Annotated in this window: 14 protein-coding genes; 8 read left to right on the top strand and 6 right to left on the bottom strand. The window is 66.9% G+C overall.

Annotated elements, in window-relative coordinates:
• Positions 1–147 precede the first annotated feature (147 nt).
• The gene (locus shn_RS00795) at positions 148–3,648 is read left to right on the top strand and encodes a hybrid sensor histidine kinase/response regulator (RefSeq protein ID WP_064328742.1); all 3,501 of its coding nucleotides are present in this window, start codon (positions 148–150) and stop codon (positions 3,646–3,648) included.
• Between the two features lie 3 nt (positions 3,649–3,651).
• Here the strand turns inward: shn_RS00795 and shn_RS00790 are convergent, their stop codons facing one another.
• Together shn_RS00790 and shn_RS00785 are read right to left on the bottom strand one after the other, a co-directional pair.
• On the bottom strand, positions 3,652–4,305 hold the full coding sequence (locus shn_RS00790) for a response regulator transcription factor (protein WP_064328741.1): 654 nt from the start codon (positions 4,303–4,305) through the stop codon (positions 3,652–3,654).
• Positions 4,306–4,375: 70 nt separating this feature from the next.
• Complete coding sequence (locus tag shn_RS00785) at positions 4,376–4,804, bottom strand: hypothetical protein (protein WP_064328740.1); 429 nt, start codon at positions 4,802–4,804, stop codon at positions 4,376–4,378.
• A gap of 109 nt (positions 4,805–4,913) precedes the next feature.
• On the opposite strand from shn_RS00785, the gene shn_RS00780 reads away from it, so the two are divergent.
• From shn_RS00780 to shn_RS00770, 3 genes are all read left to right on the top strand, one after another.
• Positions 4,914–5,261 carry a DUF952 domain-containing protein gene (locus tag shn_RS00780; RefSeq protein WP_064328739.1) on the top strand — a complete coding sequence of 116 codons (348 nt, stop codon included), beginning with the start codon at positions 4,914–4,916 and terminating at the stop codon, positions 5,259–5,261.
• Positions 5,261–6,346, top strand: a complete 1,086-nt coding sequence (locus shn_RS00775) for a quinone-dependent dihydroorotate dehydrogenase (RefSeq protein ID WP_064328738.1) — start codon at positions 5,261–5,263, stop codon at positions 6,344–6,346. Before shn_RS00780 ends, shn_RS00775 begins: the two co-directional genes overlap by 1 nt.
• A 138-nt stretch (positions 6,347–6,484) precedes the next feature.
• Positions 6,485–6,844, top strand: coding sequence for a DUF2934 domain-containing protein (locus shn_RS00770; protein WP_064328737.1), 360 nt, complete (start codon positions 6,485–6,487; stop codon positions 6,842–6,844).
• A 23-nt stretch (positions 6,845–6,867) separates the two neighbouring features.
• Here the strand turns inward: shn_RS00770 and shn_RS00765 are convergent, their stop codons facing one another.
• The 3 genes from shn_RS00765 to shn_RS00755 are packed head-to-tail and all read right to left on the bottom strand — an operon-like array spanning position 6,868 to position 9,024.
• Complete coding sequence (locus shn_RS00765) at positions 6,868–8,229, bottom strand: MATE family efflux transporter (RefSeq protein WP_064328736.1); 1,362 nt, start codon at positions 8,227–8,229, stop codon at positions 6,868–6,870.
• A gap of 37 nt (positions 8,230–8,266) precedes the next feature.
• A complete protein-coding gene (locus shn_RS00760; protein ID WP_064328735.1) occupies positions 8,267–8,755 on the bottom strand; it encodes a CAP domain-containing protein in 489 nt (162 codons plus the stop codon).
• Between the two features lie 2 nt (positions 8,756–8,757).
• Positions 8,758–9,024 (bottom strand): DUF6460 domain-containing protein, encoded by a 267-nt coding sequence (locus tag shn_RS00755; RefSeq protein ID WP_023512405.1) that lies wholly within the window; start codon positions 9,022–9,024, stop codon positions 8,758–8,760.
• Between the two features lie 144 nt (positions 9,025–9,168).
• Between shn_RS00755 and shn_RS00750 the strand changes: the two genes are divergently transcribed.
• The 4 genes from shn_RS00750 (at position 9,169) to pdeM (ending at position 14,147) form a co-directional block, all read left to right on the top strand.
• On the top strand, positions 9,169–10,110 hold the full coding sequence (locus tag shn_RS00750; protein WP_064328734.1) for a methyltransferase domain-containing protein: 942 nt from the start codon (positions 9,169–9,171) through the stop codon (positions 10,108–10,110).
• 65 nt (positions 10,111–10,175) lie between these two features.
• Positions 10,176–10,811: a YitT family protein gene (locus shn_RS00745; RefSeq protein WP_064328733.1), complete on the top strand. Its 636-nt coding sequence runs from the start codon at positions 10,176–10,178 to the stop codon at positions 10,809–10,811.
• A 55-nt stretch (positions 10,812–10,866) separates the two neighbouring features.
• Complete coding sequence (locus shn_RS00740; protein WP_064328732.1) at positions 10,867–13,392, top strand: ligase-associated DNA damage response DEXH box helicase; 2,526 nt, start codon at positions 10,867–10,869, stop codon at positions 13,390–13,392.
• A gap of 29 nt (positions 13,393–13,421) precedes the next feature.
• Positions 13,422–14,147 carry a ligase-associated DNA damage response endonuclease PdeM gene (pdeM, locus tag shn_RS00735; protein WP_064328731.1) on the top strand — a complete coding sequence of 242 codons (726 nt, stop codon included), beginning with the start codon at positions 13,422–13,424 and terminating at the stop codon, positions 14,145–14,147.
• Here the strand turns inward: pdeM and shn_RS00730 are convergent.
• Positions 14,137–14,697, bottom strand: coding sequence for a dihydrofolate reductase family protein (locus shn_RS00730; protein ID WP_064328730.1), 561 nt, complete (start codon positions 14,695–14,697; stop codon positions 14,137–14,139). The genes pdeM and shn_RS00730 overlap by 11 nt on opposite strands.
• Positions 14,698–14,774 lie beyond the last annotated feature (77 nt).

Below are 14,774 nucleotides of genomic sequence, written 5' to 3'. Positions count from 1 at the left end.
GTAGTTTTTCCCAGGATGGAACTGCGGTCCGTCAATATCCGGGAGTTTACGCACCGGTCCTTTTCATCCTCGACCTTCGACGCAATTTCCTTCCCGTCCGCTTTGGCCTATTCTCGACCGAAAGGCCGAAGGACTGCGGGAGGAAGCATGCCGGGCTCGCTGATATTCGCCTTGGCGCTCGCCTATCTGCTCCTGCTCTTCGCGGTTGCAAGTTACGGCGACCGGAAGGCAAAACGCACCGGCCGCACATCGAAGGGCCGGCCGCTGGTCTATGCGCTGAGCCTTGCGATCTACTGCACCTCCTGGACCTATTTCGGCGGCGTGGGCCTCGCCACGACCAATGGCCTCGAATTTGCCGGCATCTATATCGGCCCGATCCTGATGTTCACGCTCGGCATGCCGCTCCTGCGCCGCATCGTGACGCTGGCCAAATCCGAGCGCCTCACCTCGATCGCCGACTTCGTCGCCGCGCGCTACGGCAAGAATCCCGGCGTTGCCGCCGTCGTCGCCCTCATCTCGCTCATCGGCTACATTCCCTATATCGCGCTGCAGCTTAAGGCCGTCTCGAGCTCCGTCTCGGCCATGGTCGATACGACCGGCTTCGGCATCGCCGCGTCCGGCGGCCTCATCGACCTGCCGCTGGTCGTCACGCTGTTCCTCGCCTGCTTTGCCATCGTCTTCGGCACGCGCCACACGGACGCCACCGAGCACCAGGACGGCCTCATCCTCGCCATCTCGATGGAATCGCTGGTCAAGCTCGTCGCCATCGCCTCCGTCGGCATCTACGTCATCTTCTTCATGTTCGACGGGCTCGGCGACCTCTGGCAGCGCGCGGCGGAGAACGAGCGCGTCATGCAGGCGCTGACCTATGAAACGCCGGTCGCGCGCTGGATCCTGCTCATCGTGCTGTCCGCCTTCGCCATCGTCATGCTGCCGCGCCAGTTCCACGTCACGGTGGTGGAGAACCGCACGGCGGGCGAGCTGCGCATGGCGGGCGTCCTCTTCCCGCTCTACCTCGTCGCCATCAACCTCTTCGTGCTGCCCGTCGCCATCGGCGGCGTGCTCACCTTCAACGGCCAGGGCGATGCCGATCTCTACGTGCTGACGCTGCCCTTCGCGCTCGACCAGCCCGTCCTGACGCTCATCGCCTTCATCGGCGGGTTCTCCGCCGCCACCGCCATGGTCATCGTCGCCTCGGTGGCGCTCTCCATCATGGTGTCGAACGACATCGTCATCCCGGTCGTGCTGCGGCGCAACCTCATCGGCGGCGTCGAGCAGCAGGACGACCTGTCGCGCATGCTGCTGCGCATCCGGCGGCTCGCGATCTTCTTCGTACTGCTGCTGGGCTATGCCTATTATCGCGCCGCGACCGCCAATGCCGGCCTCGCCTCGATGGGCCTGCTCGCCTTCGCCGCGGCGGCGCAGGTCGCTCCGACGCTGCTCGGCGGCCTCTTCTGGCGCAATGCCAATGCCCGCGGCGCCATGGCCGGCATGATCTCCGGCCTCGTCGTGTGGGCCTACCTGCTCTTCCTGCCGAGTATCGGCGTCGCCGACAATGCCTATATCGCCGAAACGGTGCTCGGCTTCCTGTTTCCCGGCGCGACCATCTTCACCGGCGAGAACGCTGACCCACTGGTCAACGCCACGCTGCTCGCCATGATGGTGAATATCGGCGCCTATGTCATCGGCTCGCTCACCCGCAACCCGACCTCGCTGGAACGGCTCCAGGCCGGCACCTTCATCCGCTCCAAGCCGCGTCTCGAACGAGCCTTCCGCGGCCGACGCACCAAGGTGACGGTCAAGGATCTGAAGACCACCATCGCCAAATATCTCGGCGAAGAGCGCATGCAGCGCTCCTTCCATACCTATGAGCGGCAGGTCGGCCGCTGGCTGGAGGACAATTCGCCGGCCGATGCCGCCATCGTGCACTTTTCCGAACAGCTGCTCGGCAGCGCCATCGGCTCCTCCTCGGCCCGCCTCGTCCTGTCGCTCGTGCTCCAGCGCATCGACGACACGCCGACGGATACGGACTGGCTGCTCGACCAGGCCAGCGAGGCCCTGCAATACAACCAGGACATGCTGCAGACCGCGCTCGGCCAGATGGACCAGGGCATCGCCGTCTTCGACAGCGCCGGCAACCTCACCGTCTGGAACCGCCGCTTCCGCCAGTTGCTCGACCTGCCGGAATATGTCGGCCAGGTCGGCTTCCCGCTTGCCGACATCGTGGAAATCCTCATCGAGCGCGGCGACATCGCGGAAGAAGACCGCGAGGCCGCGGTGACGCGCACCATGACCTACGACGAGCCCTTCGCGCTGGTGCTTTCCGGCGGCGAGCGCATCATCGAGGTGCGCACCAACGCCATGCCGGAAAAGGGCTTCGTCTCCACCTATACCGACATCACCGACCGCGTGGCGGCCGACCGGGCGCTGAAACAGGTCAACGAGACGCTGGAACAGCGCGTCGCCCAGCGCACCGCCGAGCTCACCCGCGTCAACACGGAGCTGGCCGAAGCGCGCGCGGCCGCCGAGGAGGCGAATATCAGCAAGACGCGCTTCTTCGCGGCCGCCGGCCACGACATCCTCCAGCCGCTGAACGCCGCCCGCCTCTATTCCTCCTCCCTCGTCGAACGGCTCGGCGAGACGGAGAACCGCCAGATGATCCACAACATCGATTCCTCGCTGGAATCGGTGGAGGCCATTCTCGGCGCCGTGCTCGACATTTCCCGCCTCGACACCGGCGCGATGAAGCCGCGCGTGCAGACGGTGCCGCTGAAGGACCTCCTGAAACGCATCGAGACCGATTTTGCGCCCATGGCGCGGGCGAAGAACCTGAAGTTCACCGTGCTCCCCTCCTCGCTCGCCATCCGCACCGACCCGAACCTCCTGCGCCGCGTCGTGCAGAACCTCGTCTCGAACGCCATCAAATACACCAATTCGGGAAAGGTCCTCGTCGGCGTCCGGCGCAAGGGCGGGCACGCTTATATACAGGTGCTGGATTCCGGCATCGGCATTCCCGCCTCGAAATTCCGCACGGTGTTCAAGGAATTCGCTCGCCTCGACGAGGGCGCGCGCACGGCGCCGGGCCTCGGGCTCGGCCTTTCCATCGTCGACCGCATCTCGCGCGTGCTCTCCCATCCGGTCGAGCTGCAATCGACGCCGGGGCGCGGCACCAGCTTCAAGGTGCGCGTGCCCATCGATGCCGCCGCGAGCCGCCACGTCGCCGACAAGCCGGCCGCGGTGCCGGCAAGCGAGGAGCCGCTCAAGGGCCTGCGTGTCCTCTGCGTCGACAACGAGCCGAAGATCCTCGACGGCATGCGGCTGCTTCTCTCCGGCTGGGGCTGCACGGTGACGCTCGCCGAATCGGTGGCCGCGGTCGAGGCGCTGGCCGCGGCCGGCACCCCCACCTTCGATGCGGTCATCGCCGACTATCATCTCGACGACGGCACCGGCATCGCCGCGATCGGAAAGCTCCGGGCGGCGCTCGGCCGGCAAGTCCCGGCTCTGCTCGTCACCGCCGATCGCACGCCGGACGTGCGCGCCGAGGCCGAGCGCGACAATATCCTCGTGCAGAACAAGCCCGTCCGCCCCGCCTCCATGCGGGCCTGGCTGACGCAGCTTTCGACGACGCAGCGGGAAGCGGCGGAATAGGTGTCAGGCGGCGGCCTGGGCGCTGCCGATCTTGCCGAGCTGGATGACCGCCTGGGTGCGGCTGTCGACATTGAGCTTCAGAAGGATGGCCGAGACATGCGCCTTGATGGTCGCCTCGGAGACGCCGAGCTCATAGGCAATCTGCTTGTTGAGCAGGCCTTCGGCGAGCATGGCGAGCACGCGCGACTGCTGGGGCGTCAGCGTGCGCAGCCGCGCGATGAGGTCCGCCACCTCGCTGTCCTGCTCGGGCCCGCGCACATAGCCGCCGGGCGTATAGATATTGCCCTCCAGCACCGAGCCTATCCCCTCGCGGATGTCCTCGATGGAGGCGGATTTGGAGATGAAGCCCGAGGCGCCGAGGTCGAGCGCCCGGCGGATGGTGGCCGGATCGTCGCTCGCCGAGACGATGACAACAGGAAGGCTCTGGAACTCGGCCCTCAGCGAGATCAGGCCGGAAAGGCCGCTGACGCCGGGCATGGCGAGGTCGAGCAGCATGAGGTCGGCGTTCGGATGGCCGGCGGCCGCCTTGCGCGCCGCCTCGAAATCGCCGGCTTCGACGATGTCAGGATTGCCCGCCATTCCGGTCAGCGCCTGTTTCAGCGCGCCGCGGAACAGCGGATGGTCGTCCGCGATGATGATCGTGAGTGCCGATGCCATGCGCTCCCTCCCAAGAGTAGATGGACCCTGCGACGGGCGCAGCACGGCCTCGGCCGGCAAAAGGTGCCCGTCAGGTCTTCTGCGGGATCGCGTCCTTCCCGGGGGTGGTTTCCTCCTCACCCTCCTCCAGGTTTTTCACGATACCCATGAACCTTTGCATCATCTTTTCCATGATGGTCATGGTCCGGTCAATCTCTTCATCCGTGGGTAGCGACGGTTTTGCGGCCGTCTCGCCCGTCACGCCGCCTTTTTCCAGCGCTTCGACGCGCTTTGTGAGAACGTCGAGCTCCTTTTCGAAGGCCGCGCGCTCGTCCGCCGCCATGCGGCAGACGATCTGGCCCTCCTGCTCGCGGCACAGCGAAACCTCGCCCGTCGCGGTGTCGAGGCGGACGAAACCGCCCTCCGTCTTCTCCATGCGGTAGCGTCCCTCGCCCTCGGCCTGGGCCGAACCCGCCACGAGGGCGGCGACGAAGATGAAAGGCAGAGCGTGAATTCGCATGCAAAATCCTCCAAGAGCCCTTTTGCGGGCCTGTCGCCGGTGGACATTCGCCGTTCTTTGCGGCAAGCGCTACCGTTGAAAAACGGCAGCCAGTGGAGGAACGGACGAGATGGCCAAAACAATCTACAAGATCGTTCCGGCAAGTCTGTGGCAGAAGGCAAAGGCGGCGGGGATTTTCGAGGGCGCCGCCATCGACCTTTCGGACGGCTTCATCCATTTCTCCACCGCCGCGCAGGCGAAGGAGACGGCCGCCCGCCATTTCGCCGGACAGGCCGATCTCCTCCTCGTCGCCGTCGATGGCGATGCGCTCGGCGACACACTCGTCTACGAGCCGTCGCGCGGCGGCGATCTCTTCCCCCATCTCTATGCCACCCTTCCGCTGTCCGCCGTGCTGTGGGAAAAACCCCTGCCGCTCGGTCCGGACGGCGCCCACCAGTTTCCGGAGATGCCGCTCTGATGTCGTTCCTGTCCACCCTCGGCCGCAAGGGCCTGTTCCTCTTCGATCCCGAAACCGCACACGGCCTGTCGATCGCCGCGCTGAAGGCCGGGGTCGTGCCCGCCTGCCCGGCCAAGGCCGATCCGCGCCTTGCGCAGACCGTCGCCGGCCTTGCCTTCCCCAACCCGCTCGGCATGGCCGCGGGCTATGACAAGAATGCCGAAGTGCCGGAAGCCCTCCTGCGCCTCGGCTTCGGCTTCACCGAGATCGGCACCGTCACCCCGCGCCCGCAGGAGGGCAATCCGAAGCCGCGCATCTTCCGCCTTGTGCAGGACGATGCCGTCATCAACCGCCTCGGCTTCAACAATGCCGGCCATGCGGCTGCGCTCGACCGCCTGAAGGCCTGCCGGCGCGATGCGCTGATCGGCGTCAATATCGGCGCCAACAAGGACAGCGCAGACCGCATCGCGGACTATGTCGCGGGCATCCGCACCTTCTACGACGTGGCGCGCTATTTCACCGCCAACATCTCCTCGCCCAACACGCCGGGCCTGCGCGACCTGCAGGCCAAGGAAAGCCTGCATGCCCTGCTGTCCGCCGTGCTCGCCGCACGCGCCGAGGAGGCGGAGAAAAGCGGCCGCCAGGTGCCCGTCTTCCTGAAGATCGCGCCCGATCTCACCGAGGAAGGCCTCGACGACATCGCCGAAGTGGCGCTCGCCCATCCGCTCGACGGCCTCATCGTCTCCAACACGACGCTGTCGCGCGACGGCCTCAGTGACACGCGCCAGGCCGGCGAGGCCGGCGGGCTTTCCGGCAAGCCGCTCTTCGAGAAATCGACCGTGGTGCTCGCCAAGATGCGCCGGCGCGTCGGCGAAAACCTGCCGATCATCGGCGTCGGCGGCGTCTCCTCCGCCGAGACGGCGGCGGAGAAGATCCGTGCCGGCGCGCATCTCGTGCAGCTCTATTCCTGCATGGTCTATGCCGGCCCGACCCTGCCGGGCGAGATCGTGAGCGGCCTCTCGCGCATTTGTGATCGCGAGCAGATCGCCTCGATTTCCGTGCTTCGCGGCACCCGCACCGCTCATTGGGCCGACCGCGCCCTCTGAGCGCCACACGGGAACCATACTCGTCGTCGAGGGTTTCGCTTCTGCGGGTGGAGTGTTCGGCAAAAGCTGATTCGCATCGACGGTAGCCTGCACCGATCCCGTCCATAACGGCCGAAAAGGCCAGGAAGGGACAATACCATGGACGATCACAACGAACGTATCCGGCAAAGGGCCCACGAAATCTGGGAAGAAGAAGGCCGCCCGGAAGGCCGCGAATATTCGCATTGGCTGCGCGCCAGGGCGGATGTGCACGAGGAGGACGGCGAGGTGTCCTTCCTCGCAAGGAGCGGGCTCATCCTGCGCCCGGACATGCAGCCGGGCGAGAAGATGGAACGGGCCAGCAAGGCCGATATCGCGCGCAATGCGCTTCCGCCCGGCACCGTGCCAGAGAATCCGACGGCGGAAAATCCCGACCGCATCGCCCGCCTGAAACCGGCGCGGCCCGCAAAACCGCTTGACGCGCGCGACCTCGACACCCAGCTCGACCGGCCTTTCTGAGAATCGAGCGTTCGGGTCGGGGATTACCCCCGGCCGGGTCCGGAAAACTGCCGGCCGACCAGTCCCGGCAGGCGCAGCGCCAGGAAGACGCCGCGAAAGGCGAGGAACAGGTTGAGCGACAGCCAGAGCCCGTGATTGCCGAGGAGCGGCACGAAGAGGGCGAGCGCCGAAAGATAGCCGGCAAAGGCCAGCAGCATCATGTTGCGCATGGCCGTCGACCAGGTCGCGCCGATATAGACCCCGTCCATCTGGAAGGCGAGTGCGCCGGTGATCGCCGTCAGGGCGGCCCAGGGCAGGTATTTCGCCGCTTCCGCCCTGACGCTTTCGGTCGTCGTCAGAAGGCCGATCACATCCGTGCCGAAGGCGAGGAAGAGCAGCGTGGTGACGAGGCCGAGACCGAAGGACCAGAGCATGGTGAGCTTCACCGCCCGGTCGAAGGCGGGGCGGAAATTCGCGCCGAAGGCCCGGCCGACGAGCTGTTCGGCTGCATTGGCAAGGCCGTCGAGATAATAGCCGGCGACGAGGAAGATGTTCATCAGCACCGCATTGGCCGCCAGCGCCAGCGGGCCGAGCGAGGAGCCGATGCGCGTCATGATGGCGAAGGCGCCGATCAGCACGAAGGTGCGGATCATGATGTCGCGGTTGAGCGAGAACAGGGCCTGCAGCCTGTCCCGGGCAAGGATTTCGGCGCGTGAGGGCCGGTGCGCCCGGTTGAAGCGGGAGACGATGATGAGGAAGCCGGCAAGCATGCCGATCGCCTCGCCGGCGAAGGTGCCCCAGGCGATGCCGGCAATGCCCCAGCCGTACCAGAGGCCGAGCATGATCGACAGCACGATGTTGGTGCCGTTGATGATGGCTTGCAGCATCAGCCCCATCAGGCCCTGCCCGCGGCCGAGCACGAAGCCGAGCAGGGCATAGTTGGCAAGCGCCATGGGGGCGGCCAGCACGCGGATCATGAAATAGGTCGAGGTCACCGCCGCGACGCCGGGCGACGGCGCCATGAGGAAGAGGCCGGCCGACAAGAGGAGCGGCGACAGCAGCGCGATGGCGAGGCCGCAACAGAGCGCGATGGCAAGCGAGCGCCAATAGACCGCCTGCTCTTCCCTTGGGTCGCCGCGGCCGAAGGCCTGGGCGACGAGGCCCGTGGTGGAGGCGCGCAGGAAATTGAAGCTGCCGAGCAGCAGGTCGAACAGCACGGCGCCGATGGCAAGGCCCGCCAGCGCATCCGCCGAGCCGAGCCGGCCGGCGACCGCCGTATCGGTCAGCCCGATCAGCGGCGTCGTCAGGAAGCCGAGCGTCATGGGAATGGCGATCGCCAGCACCAGCCGGTGCGTCACCTCGAAGGGTCCGGCCCCGTCGTTCTCGCCTGCGATCGTCGCGCTCACGGGTCCACCCCCCTCTTCCTCAGTCCCGGCCTGCCGCTCAGCTCGACAGGACCATCGCCCAATAGGGCCGGTTGCCAGAGGCCGGATTGGAGACGACCGCGACGCCCAGTCCGCGGTAACCCGTCCCGAGCATGTTTTCCAGGTGTTTCGGCGAACGATACCAGGCCTCGAAGGCTTCCGCCGCGCTGTCCTGCCCGGCCGCGATGTTCTCCGCTGCCGGCAGCGGCACCTCCATGCCCTTCATGCGCTTCAGGAAATTTGCGCCGAAGCCGATATTGTGCTCCATCCTGCCCGCGCTCGCCATGCGGCTCGCCTGGTCCATGGCCGCGCGCTGCGCCGCCTTGTCAGGGGAAAGCGGCGCAAGGCCGCGTTCGGCCCTGATCTTGTTGACGAAGGCGAGCGAGGACGGCGTCTGGTCGCTGCCGGTGCCGGCCGACGGGGTCAGCACGCTGGTGGTGGAACAGCCCGCGGCCAGCACGGCGACGGACGCCGCGGAGGCGGCAAGAAAGGCGCGACGGGACATCATGGTCAGCGACGGTAGCTCAGGACGCGGATGAGGATGAAGACGGGCACGACGATGACGGCACCGAGCAGGAGGTAGTCGCCCAGCCGGCCGAGCGTCTTGAAGCCGGTGTTCCAGAGATCGACGATGAAATCGCGTACAGCAAAGAGGATGTCGTCCGGATAGAGCCCGAAGATCGACATCAGGAAGCCCACGGCCACCGACAGGATCAAGAGCTTGATGATCACGCGGATCGGTGTATCGCCGAGGAACCCGTTCACGCCATTCGACATCGATTGATTCTCCAAAAACTCGTGTCCATTCCAGATAAGCCGTCACCGGTTCCACGGCAAGCAAGGGGCTCTCGCGAGAATTCGCTTGCCTTTTGCCGCGACCCTGCCATGTAGCGCCGTCCGTTTTCCCGTTTTCGAGCCCCCATGACGAGCCCGCACTTCTCCTCCGGCGATCTCATCGCCGACCGCCGCGCCGATTATGCCCGCATGTTCGCGGAATCGGGCGAATTCGCGGAGGCTGCGGAACTCATGGAACAGGCGCTCGAACAGGTACCCTCCTGGGCCGCCGGCTGGTTCCGGCTCGCCGAATATGCGGAGAAATCGGGCCGGAAGGAGGCGGCGACGGCCGCCCTTGCAAAGGTCGTCGCCCTCGACCCGGCCGATATCTTCGGCGCCGGCCTGAAACTGGCCGTGCTGGGCGCTGCCGAAACGCCCGCCGCGCCCTCCACCGCCTATGTCGAACGGCTCTTCGACGACTATGCCGACCGCTTCGACACCGCCCTCGTGCAACGGCTCGACTATACCGTGCCGCAGACGCTCGCCCGGCTGGTGCGCCGGCATGCGGGCGAGGATGCGCCTTTCGGCCTCGTCTCGGATATCGGCTGCGGCACCGGGCTCTTCGGCGTGGAACTGCGCGCCAATGCCGACCGGCTCGAAGGCTTCGACCTTTCCGCCGGCATGCTGGCCAAGGCGGCGGAGAAAGGGGTCTACGACCATCTCGCGCAGGCCGACCTGTCGCTGCCGGCCACAGAGAGCGGGCTTTTCGCCGACGCGCCGGAGGCACGGGCCGACCTCGTCGGCGCGGCCGACGTGCTGATGTATCTCGGCGACCTCGCCGAGGTCTTCCCGAGTGCCACACGCCTTTTGAAGGCCGGCGGCCTCTTCGCCTTTTCCGTCGAGGACGGCGGGACGGGCGATGCGCCGCTGCTGCGCCCGTCGCTGCGCTATGCCCATCCGGAACGCTTCATCCGGAGGCGGGCGGAAGAGAACGGCCTTGTCGTCCTCGCCATGGAGAAAAGCGTGATCCGGCGGGATGCCGGCCAGCCGGTGCACGGGCTGCTTTTCCTTGCACGACGCGAGGCTTAGCCGAAGGCAGCGCTTGCGCCGGTCATTGCGCCCTATACAACAGAAGAAACCCTCGGAGATCTGGCATGGACGGCGACAAGCGGCGTTTCGGCTTCTGGAATCCCACCCCCACCCGCCATACGCCGCTGGAAGACGCCCAGGGCCTGTTCGCCAGCAGCATGATCGCCGCGCTCGGCCTGGCTCTGATGGGCAGCGCCGGGCTGGTGGCGAGCGGCACCGCCGGCGTCGCCTTCGTGCTGCACTACCTGACCGGCGTGAGCTTCGGCCTCTACTACACCGTCGTGAACATCCCCTTCTACATCCTGGCGCTGAAGCGCCTCGGCTGGGCCTTCACGATCAAGACCGTGCTTGCCGTGACGATGACCTCGCTGATCACCGAGCTGCAGCCGCATTTCGTGACGATCGAGAGCGTCGATCCGATGTGGACGGCGGTGCTGGCCGGCATCCTGCTCGGCTTCGGCCTGCTCGGCCTCTACCGCCACCGCGCCAGCCTCGGCGGCATCGGCGTGCTCGCGGTCTACATGCAGGAGCGCTTCGGCATCCGCGCCGGCCTCGTGCAGCTCGCCTTCGACATCGTCGTGCTCATCGCGGCCTTCTCGGTGGCCGCGCCCTTCATCGTGCTTTGCTCGGTCGTCGGGGCGGTGGTGCTCAACCTCTTCCTGACGGTCAACCACCGCGCCGACCGCTACATCGCCATGTGAGGCTATTTTTCCGGGGACCGCTTCACATTCGCCCGGCGGTCACTAGCTTAGGCCGGTGAGCATCATCGATTCCACCGCCGGCCCCGGCCTCCTGCCCGCCGCCTTCGCCGCCTGGTTTTCGGCCAAGGGATGGCAGCCGCGTGCGCACCAGATGGAGCTCCTTGCGCGGGCGACCGCGGGCGAAAGCCTGCTGCTCATCGCACCGACCGGCGCCGGCAAGACGCTCGCCGGCTTCCTGCCGGCCCTCACCGACCTGACGCGCCGCGGCAGGATCCCGCCCGGCAGCGCCTTCACCGGCATCCACACGCTCTACATCTCGCCGCTGAAGGCGCTCGCCGTCGATATCGAGCGCAACCTGATGAAGCCCGTCGAGGAGATGGGCCTGCCGATCACCGTCGAGACGCGCACCGGCGACACGCCGCAGGCAAAACGCCAGCGCCAGCGCCTCAATCCGCCCGACATCCTGCTGACGACACCCGAGCAGGTCGCCCTGCTCATCGCCAACGGCGAGGCGCCGCGCTTCTTCAAGGACCTGAAATATGTGATCTTCGACGAGCTGCATTCGCTCGTCACCTCCAAGCGCGGCCATCTCCTGTCGCTGGGGCTCGCGCGGCTGCGCCGCCTTGCGCCCGGCCTTCGCACCATTGGCCTGTCGGCCACCGTCGCCGAGCCGATGGACCTGCGGCGCTGGCTGGTCGCGCAGCGACCGGGCGCGGCGCGGCATGCCGGCCTCGTCACGGCGCCGGGCGGGGCGCGGCCGATCATCACCATCCTCAAGAGCAAGGAGCGCGTGCCCTGGTCCGGGCATTCGGCGAAATATGCCATGCCCGAGGTCTACGAGGCGATCCGCGACCACAAGACCTCCCTGCTCTTCGTCAACACGCGCAGCCAGGCGGAAATCCTCTTCCAGGAGCTCTGGAACATCAACGAGGACACGCTGCCGATCGCGCTGCACCACGGCTCGCTCGATGTCGGCCAGCGCCGCAAGGTGGAGGCCGCCATGGCGGAGAACCGCCTGCGCGCCGTCGTCGCCACCTCGACGCTCGACCTCGGCATCGACTGGGGCGACGTCGACCTCGTCATCCATGTCGGCGCGCCGAAGGGCGCCTCGCGGCTTGCCCAGCGCATCGGCCGCGCCAACCACCGCATGGACGAGCCGAGCCGGGCGATCCTGGTGCCCGCCAACCGCTTCGAGGTGATGGAGTGCCAGGCGGCGCTCGACGCCAACTATCTCGGCGCACAGGACACGCCGCCGGTGGGCGACGGCGCGCTCGACGTGCTCGCCCAGCATGTCCTCGGCATGGCCTGCGCCGCGCCCTTCGACGAGGACGCGCTCTTTGCCGAGATCACCGCCGCCGCGCCCTATACCGGCCTGCCGCGGGAAAAATTCGGCCGCATCGTCGCGTTCGTCGCGACCGGCGGCTATGCGCTGAAGACCTACGAGCGCTATGCCCGCATCCGCAGGACACAGGACGGGCTCTGGCGCGTCTCCAATCCGCAGGTCGCGCAGCAATACCGCCTCAACCTCGGCACGATCGTCGAAATGCCGATGCTGAACGTGCGCATGGTCAAGCGCGGTGCCAAGGGCGCGATCGGCCGCGGCGGCGCCTCGCTCGGCAAGGTGGAGGAATATTTCCTCGAAATGCTGGCGCCCGGCGATACCTTCCTCTTCTCCGGCAAGGTGCTGCGCTTCGAAGGCATCCGCGAGAACGAATGTCTCGTCTCCCAGGCCTTCTCGCTCGATCCGAAGGTGCCGGCCTATGCCGGCGGCAAGTTCCCGCTCTCCACCTATCTCGCCGACCAGGTGCGCAGCATGCTCGACGATCCCCACCGCTGGGGCGGGCTGCCCGAGCAGGTGCGCGACTGGCTCGCCCTGCAGCGGGACGTCTCCGCCCTGCCGAAGCGCGACGAACTGCTCATCGAGACCTTTCCGCGCGGCAGCCGGCACTACATGGTCGCCTATCCGTTCGAGGGGCGGCTGGCGCACCAGACACTCGGCATGCTGCTGACGCGCCGGCTGGAGCGGGCCGGCCGCCGGCCGCTCGGCTTCGTCGCCACGGACTATTCCCTTGCCGTCTGGGCGCTCGACGATCTCGGCTACAGCTTTGCGGTGGAGCGCCCATCGCTCGCAAGCCTCTTCGACGAGGACATGCTGGGCGACGACCTGGAGGCCTGGCTCGACGAGAGTTTCATGCTGAAGCGCACCTTCCGCAATTGCGCCGTGATTGCCGGGCTTATCGAGCAGCGCCATCCGGGCAAGGAAAAGACCGGGCGGCAGGTCACCGTTTCCGCCGACCTCATCTACGACGTGCTGAGAAGCCACGAGCCGGACCACATCCTGCTGGAGGCCACGCGCAACGATGCGGCGGCGGGGCTTTTGGATATTCAGCGATTGGGCGATATGCTGGCACGAATCAAGGGCCACATCACCCACCGGCGGCTCGACCGCATATCGCCGCTCGCCGTGCCGATCATGCTGGAAATCGGCAGGGAGCCGGTGGCGGGCGAGGCACAGGATTCCCTGCTGGCGGAAGCGGCGGAGGACCTGATCGCCGAGGCGATGGGCGTGGCGGCCATCTGAAGGGCCATCGAGAGGATTGAACGACAGGCATGCAGAGGCTCGCGCTGGCATCGGCGAAGATCGAGGATTTCGGCGCCGTTTCGGCCCGCACCGTGGTGGCGGGCGTGGAAGCGGTGTGCGATCCGCTCGGCGCGCTCTACCTGCCGGAAACCCGCCTTCTCGTCGTCTCGGACCTGCATCTGGAAAAGGGCGCGGCCTTCGCGCGGCGCGGCATGATGCTGCCGCCCTACGACACGCTCGCCACGCTCAAGGTGCTCGAAGCCGTCATCCTCAGGCATGATCCGGCGATCGTCGTCAGCCTCGGCGACAATTTCCACGACCGCGTCGGCTCGGCCCACCTGCCGGACATTTTTCGCGCGAAGATCACGGATCTGGCGCGCGGGCGCGACTGGATCTGGATCAACGGCAACCACGATCCGGACGGGACGGTGGACCTGCCCGGCCAGTCGGCGGACGAGCTGCACTATGCGGGCCTCGCCTTCCGGCACGAGCCGTCGCTGCTGTCGCCTGCCGGCGAGATCGCCGGCCACCTGCACCCGGCCGCCACCGTCATCCGCCGGGAGAAGGCCGTGCGCCGACCGTGTTTTGCGACCGACGGGCGGCGCCTCCTGATGCCCGCCTTCGGCCTGATGACCGGCGGCCTGGATCTGCGCCACAAGGCGATGGCTGGCCTTTTCGAGCGGCCAAGCCTCGTCGCGCACATGCTCGGCCGCGACCGCATCTATTCGGTGCGCTTCGCCAACCTTATCGGCTGACGGCCTCCGGCGCATAACGCATCACCACCGTGCCGTTTTCGAGCGGCCGTGCCTCCAGTAGCGTGAAGTCACGCCGCGTGCCCTCCTTGAAGAAGGGCGTGCCGTTGCCGAGCTGTACCGGGACGACCGCCAGCATGACCTCGTCGACGAGCCCGGCCTTCAGCAGCGAATCCGTGAGGTCGGCGCTGCCGAAGACGTAGATCGTCTTGTCGAGTACCTCCTTGCGCGCCGAAAGCGCCGCGACGATGTCGGCGGTCACCTCGGTGTTGTTCCAGTCGGAAGCGGTGATGGTGCGCGAGGCGACGAGCTTCGGCAGGTCGTTCATGAAGGCCTTCACGGCCCCTTCGTCCTCGGTCGTCGTCCAGTAGGCCTTCATGCCCTCATAGGTCACGCGGCCGAAGACGAGGAGGCTCGCCGACGTGCCGAAATCCGTGCTGAGCTTTTCCAGCTCTGGCCCCCAGGCCCGGTTGTGAAAGTCGAGATCCCATTTCTTCTCGCCCTCGAAGAAGCCGTCGAGCGTCACGAGGTTCCAGATGATTACCTTTGCCATCGTCCTGTCCTCCGTTGCGGGCCGTCTGCCGCCCACTTTTAAACCAGTTGCGATTTGCAACTGGTTGATGGATAGCG

The sequence above is a fragment of the Shinella sp. HZN7 genome (assembly GCF_001652565.1).
GTDB classification, from domain to species: Bacteria; Pseudomonadota; Alphaproteobacteria; order Rhizobiales; family Rhizobiaceae; genus Shinella; species Shinella granuli.
Note: the sequence above shows the minus strand (reverse complement) of the source record. Positions and strands in the feature narration are given on the sequence as shown.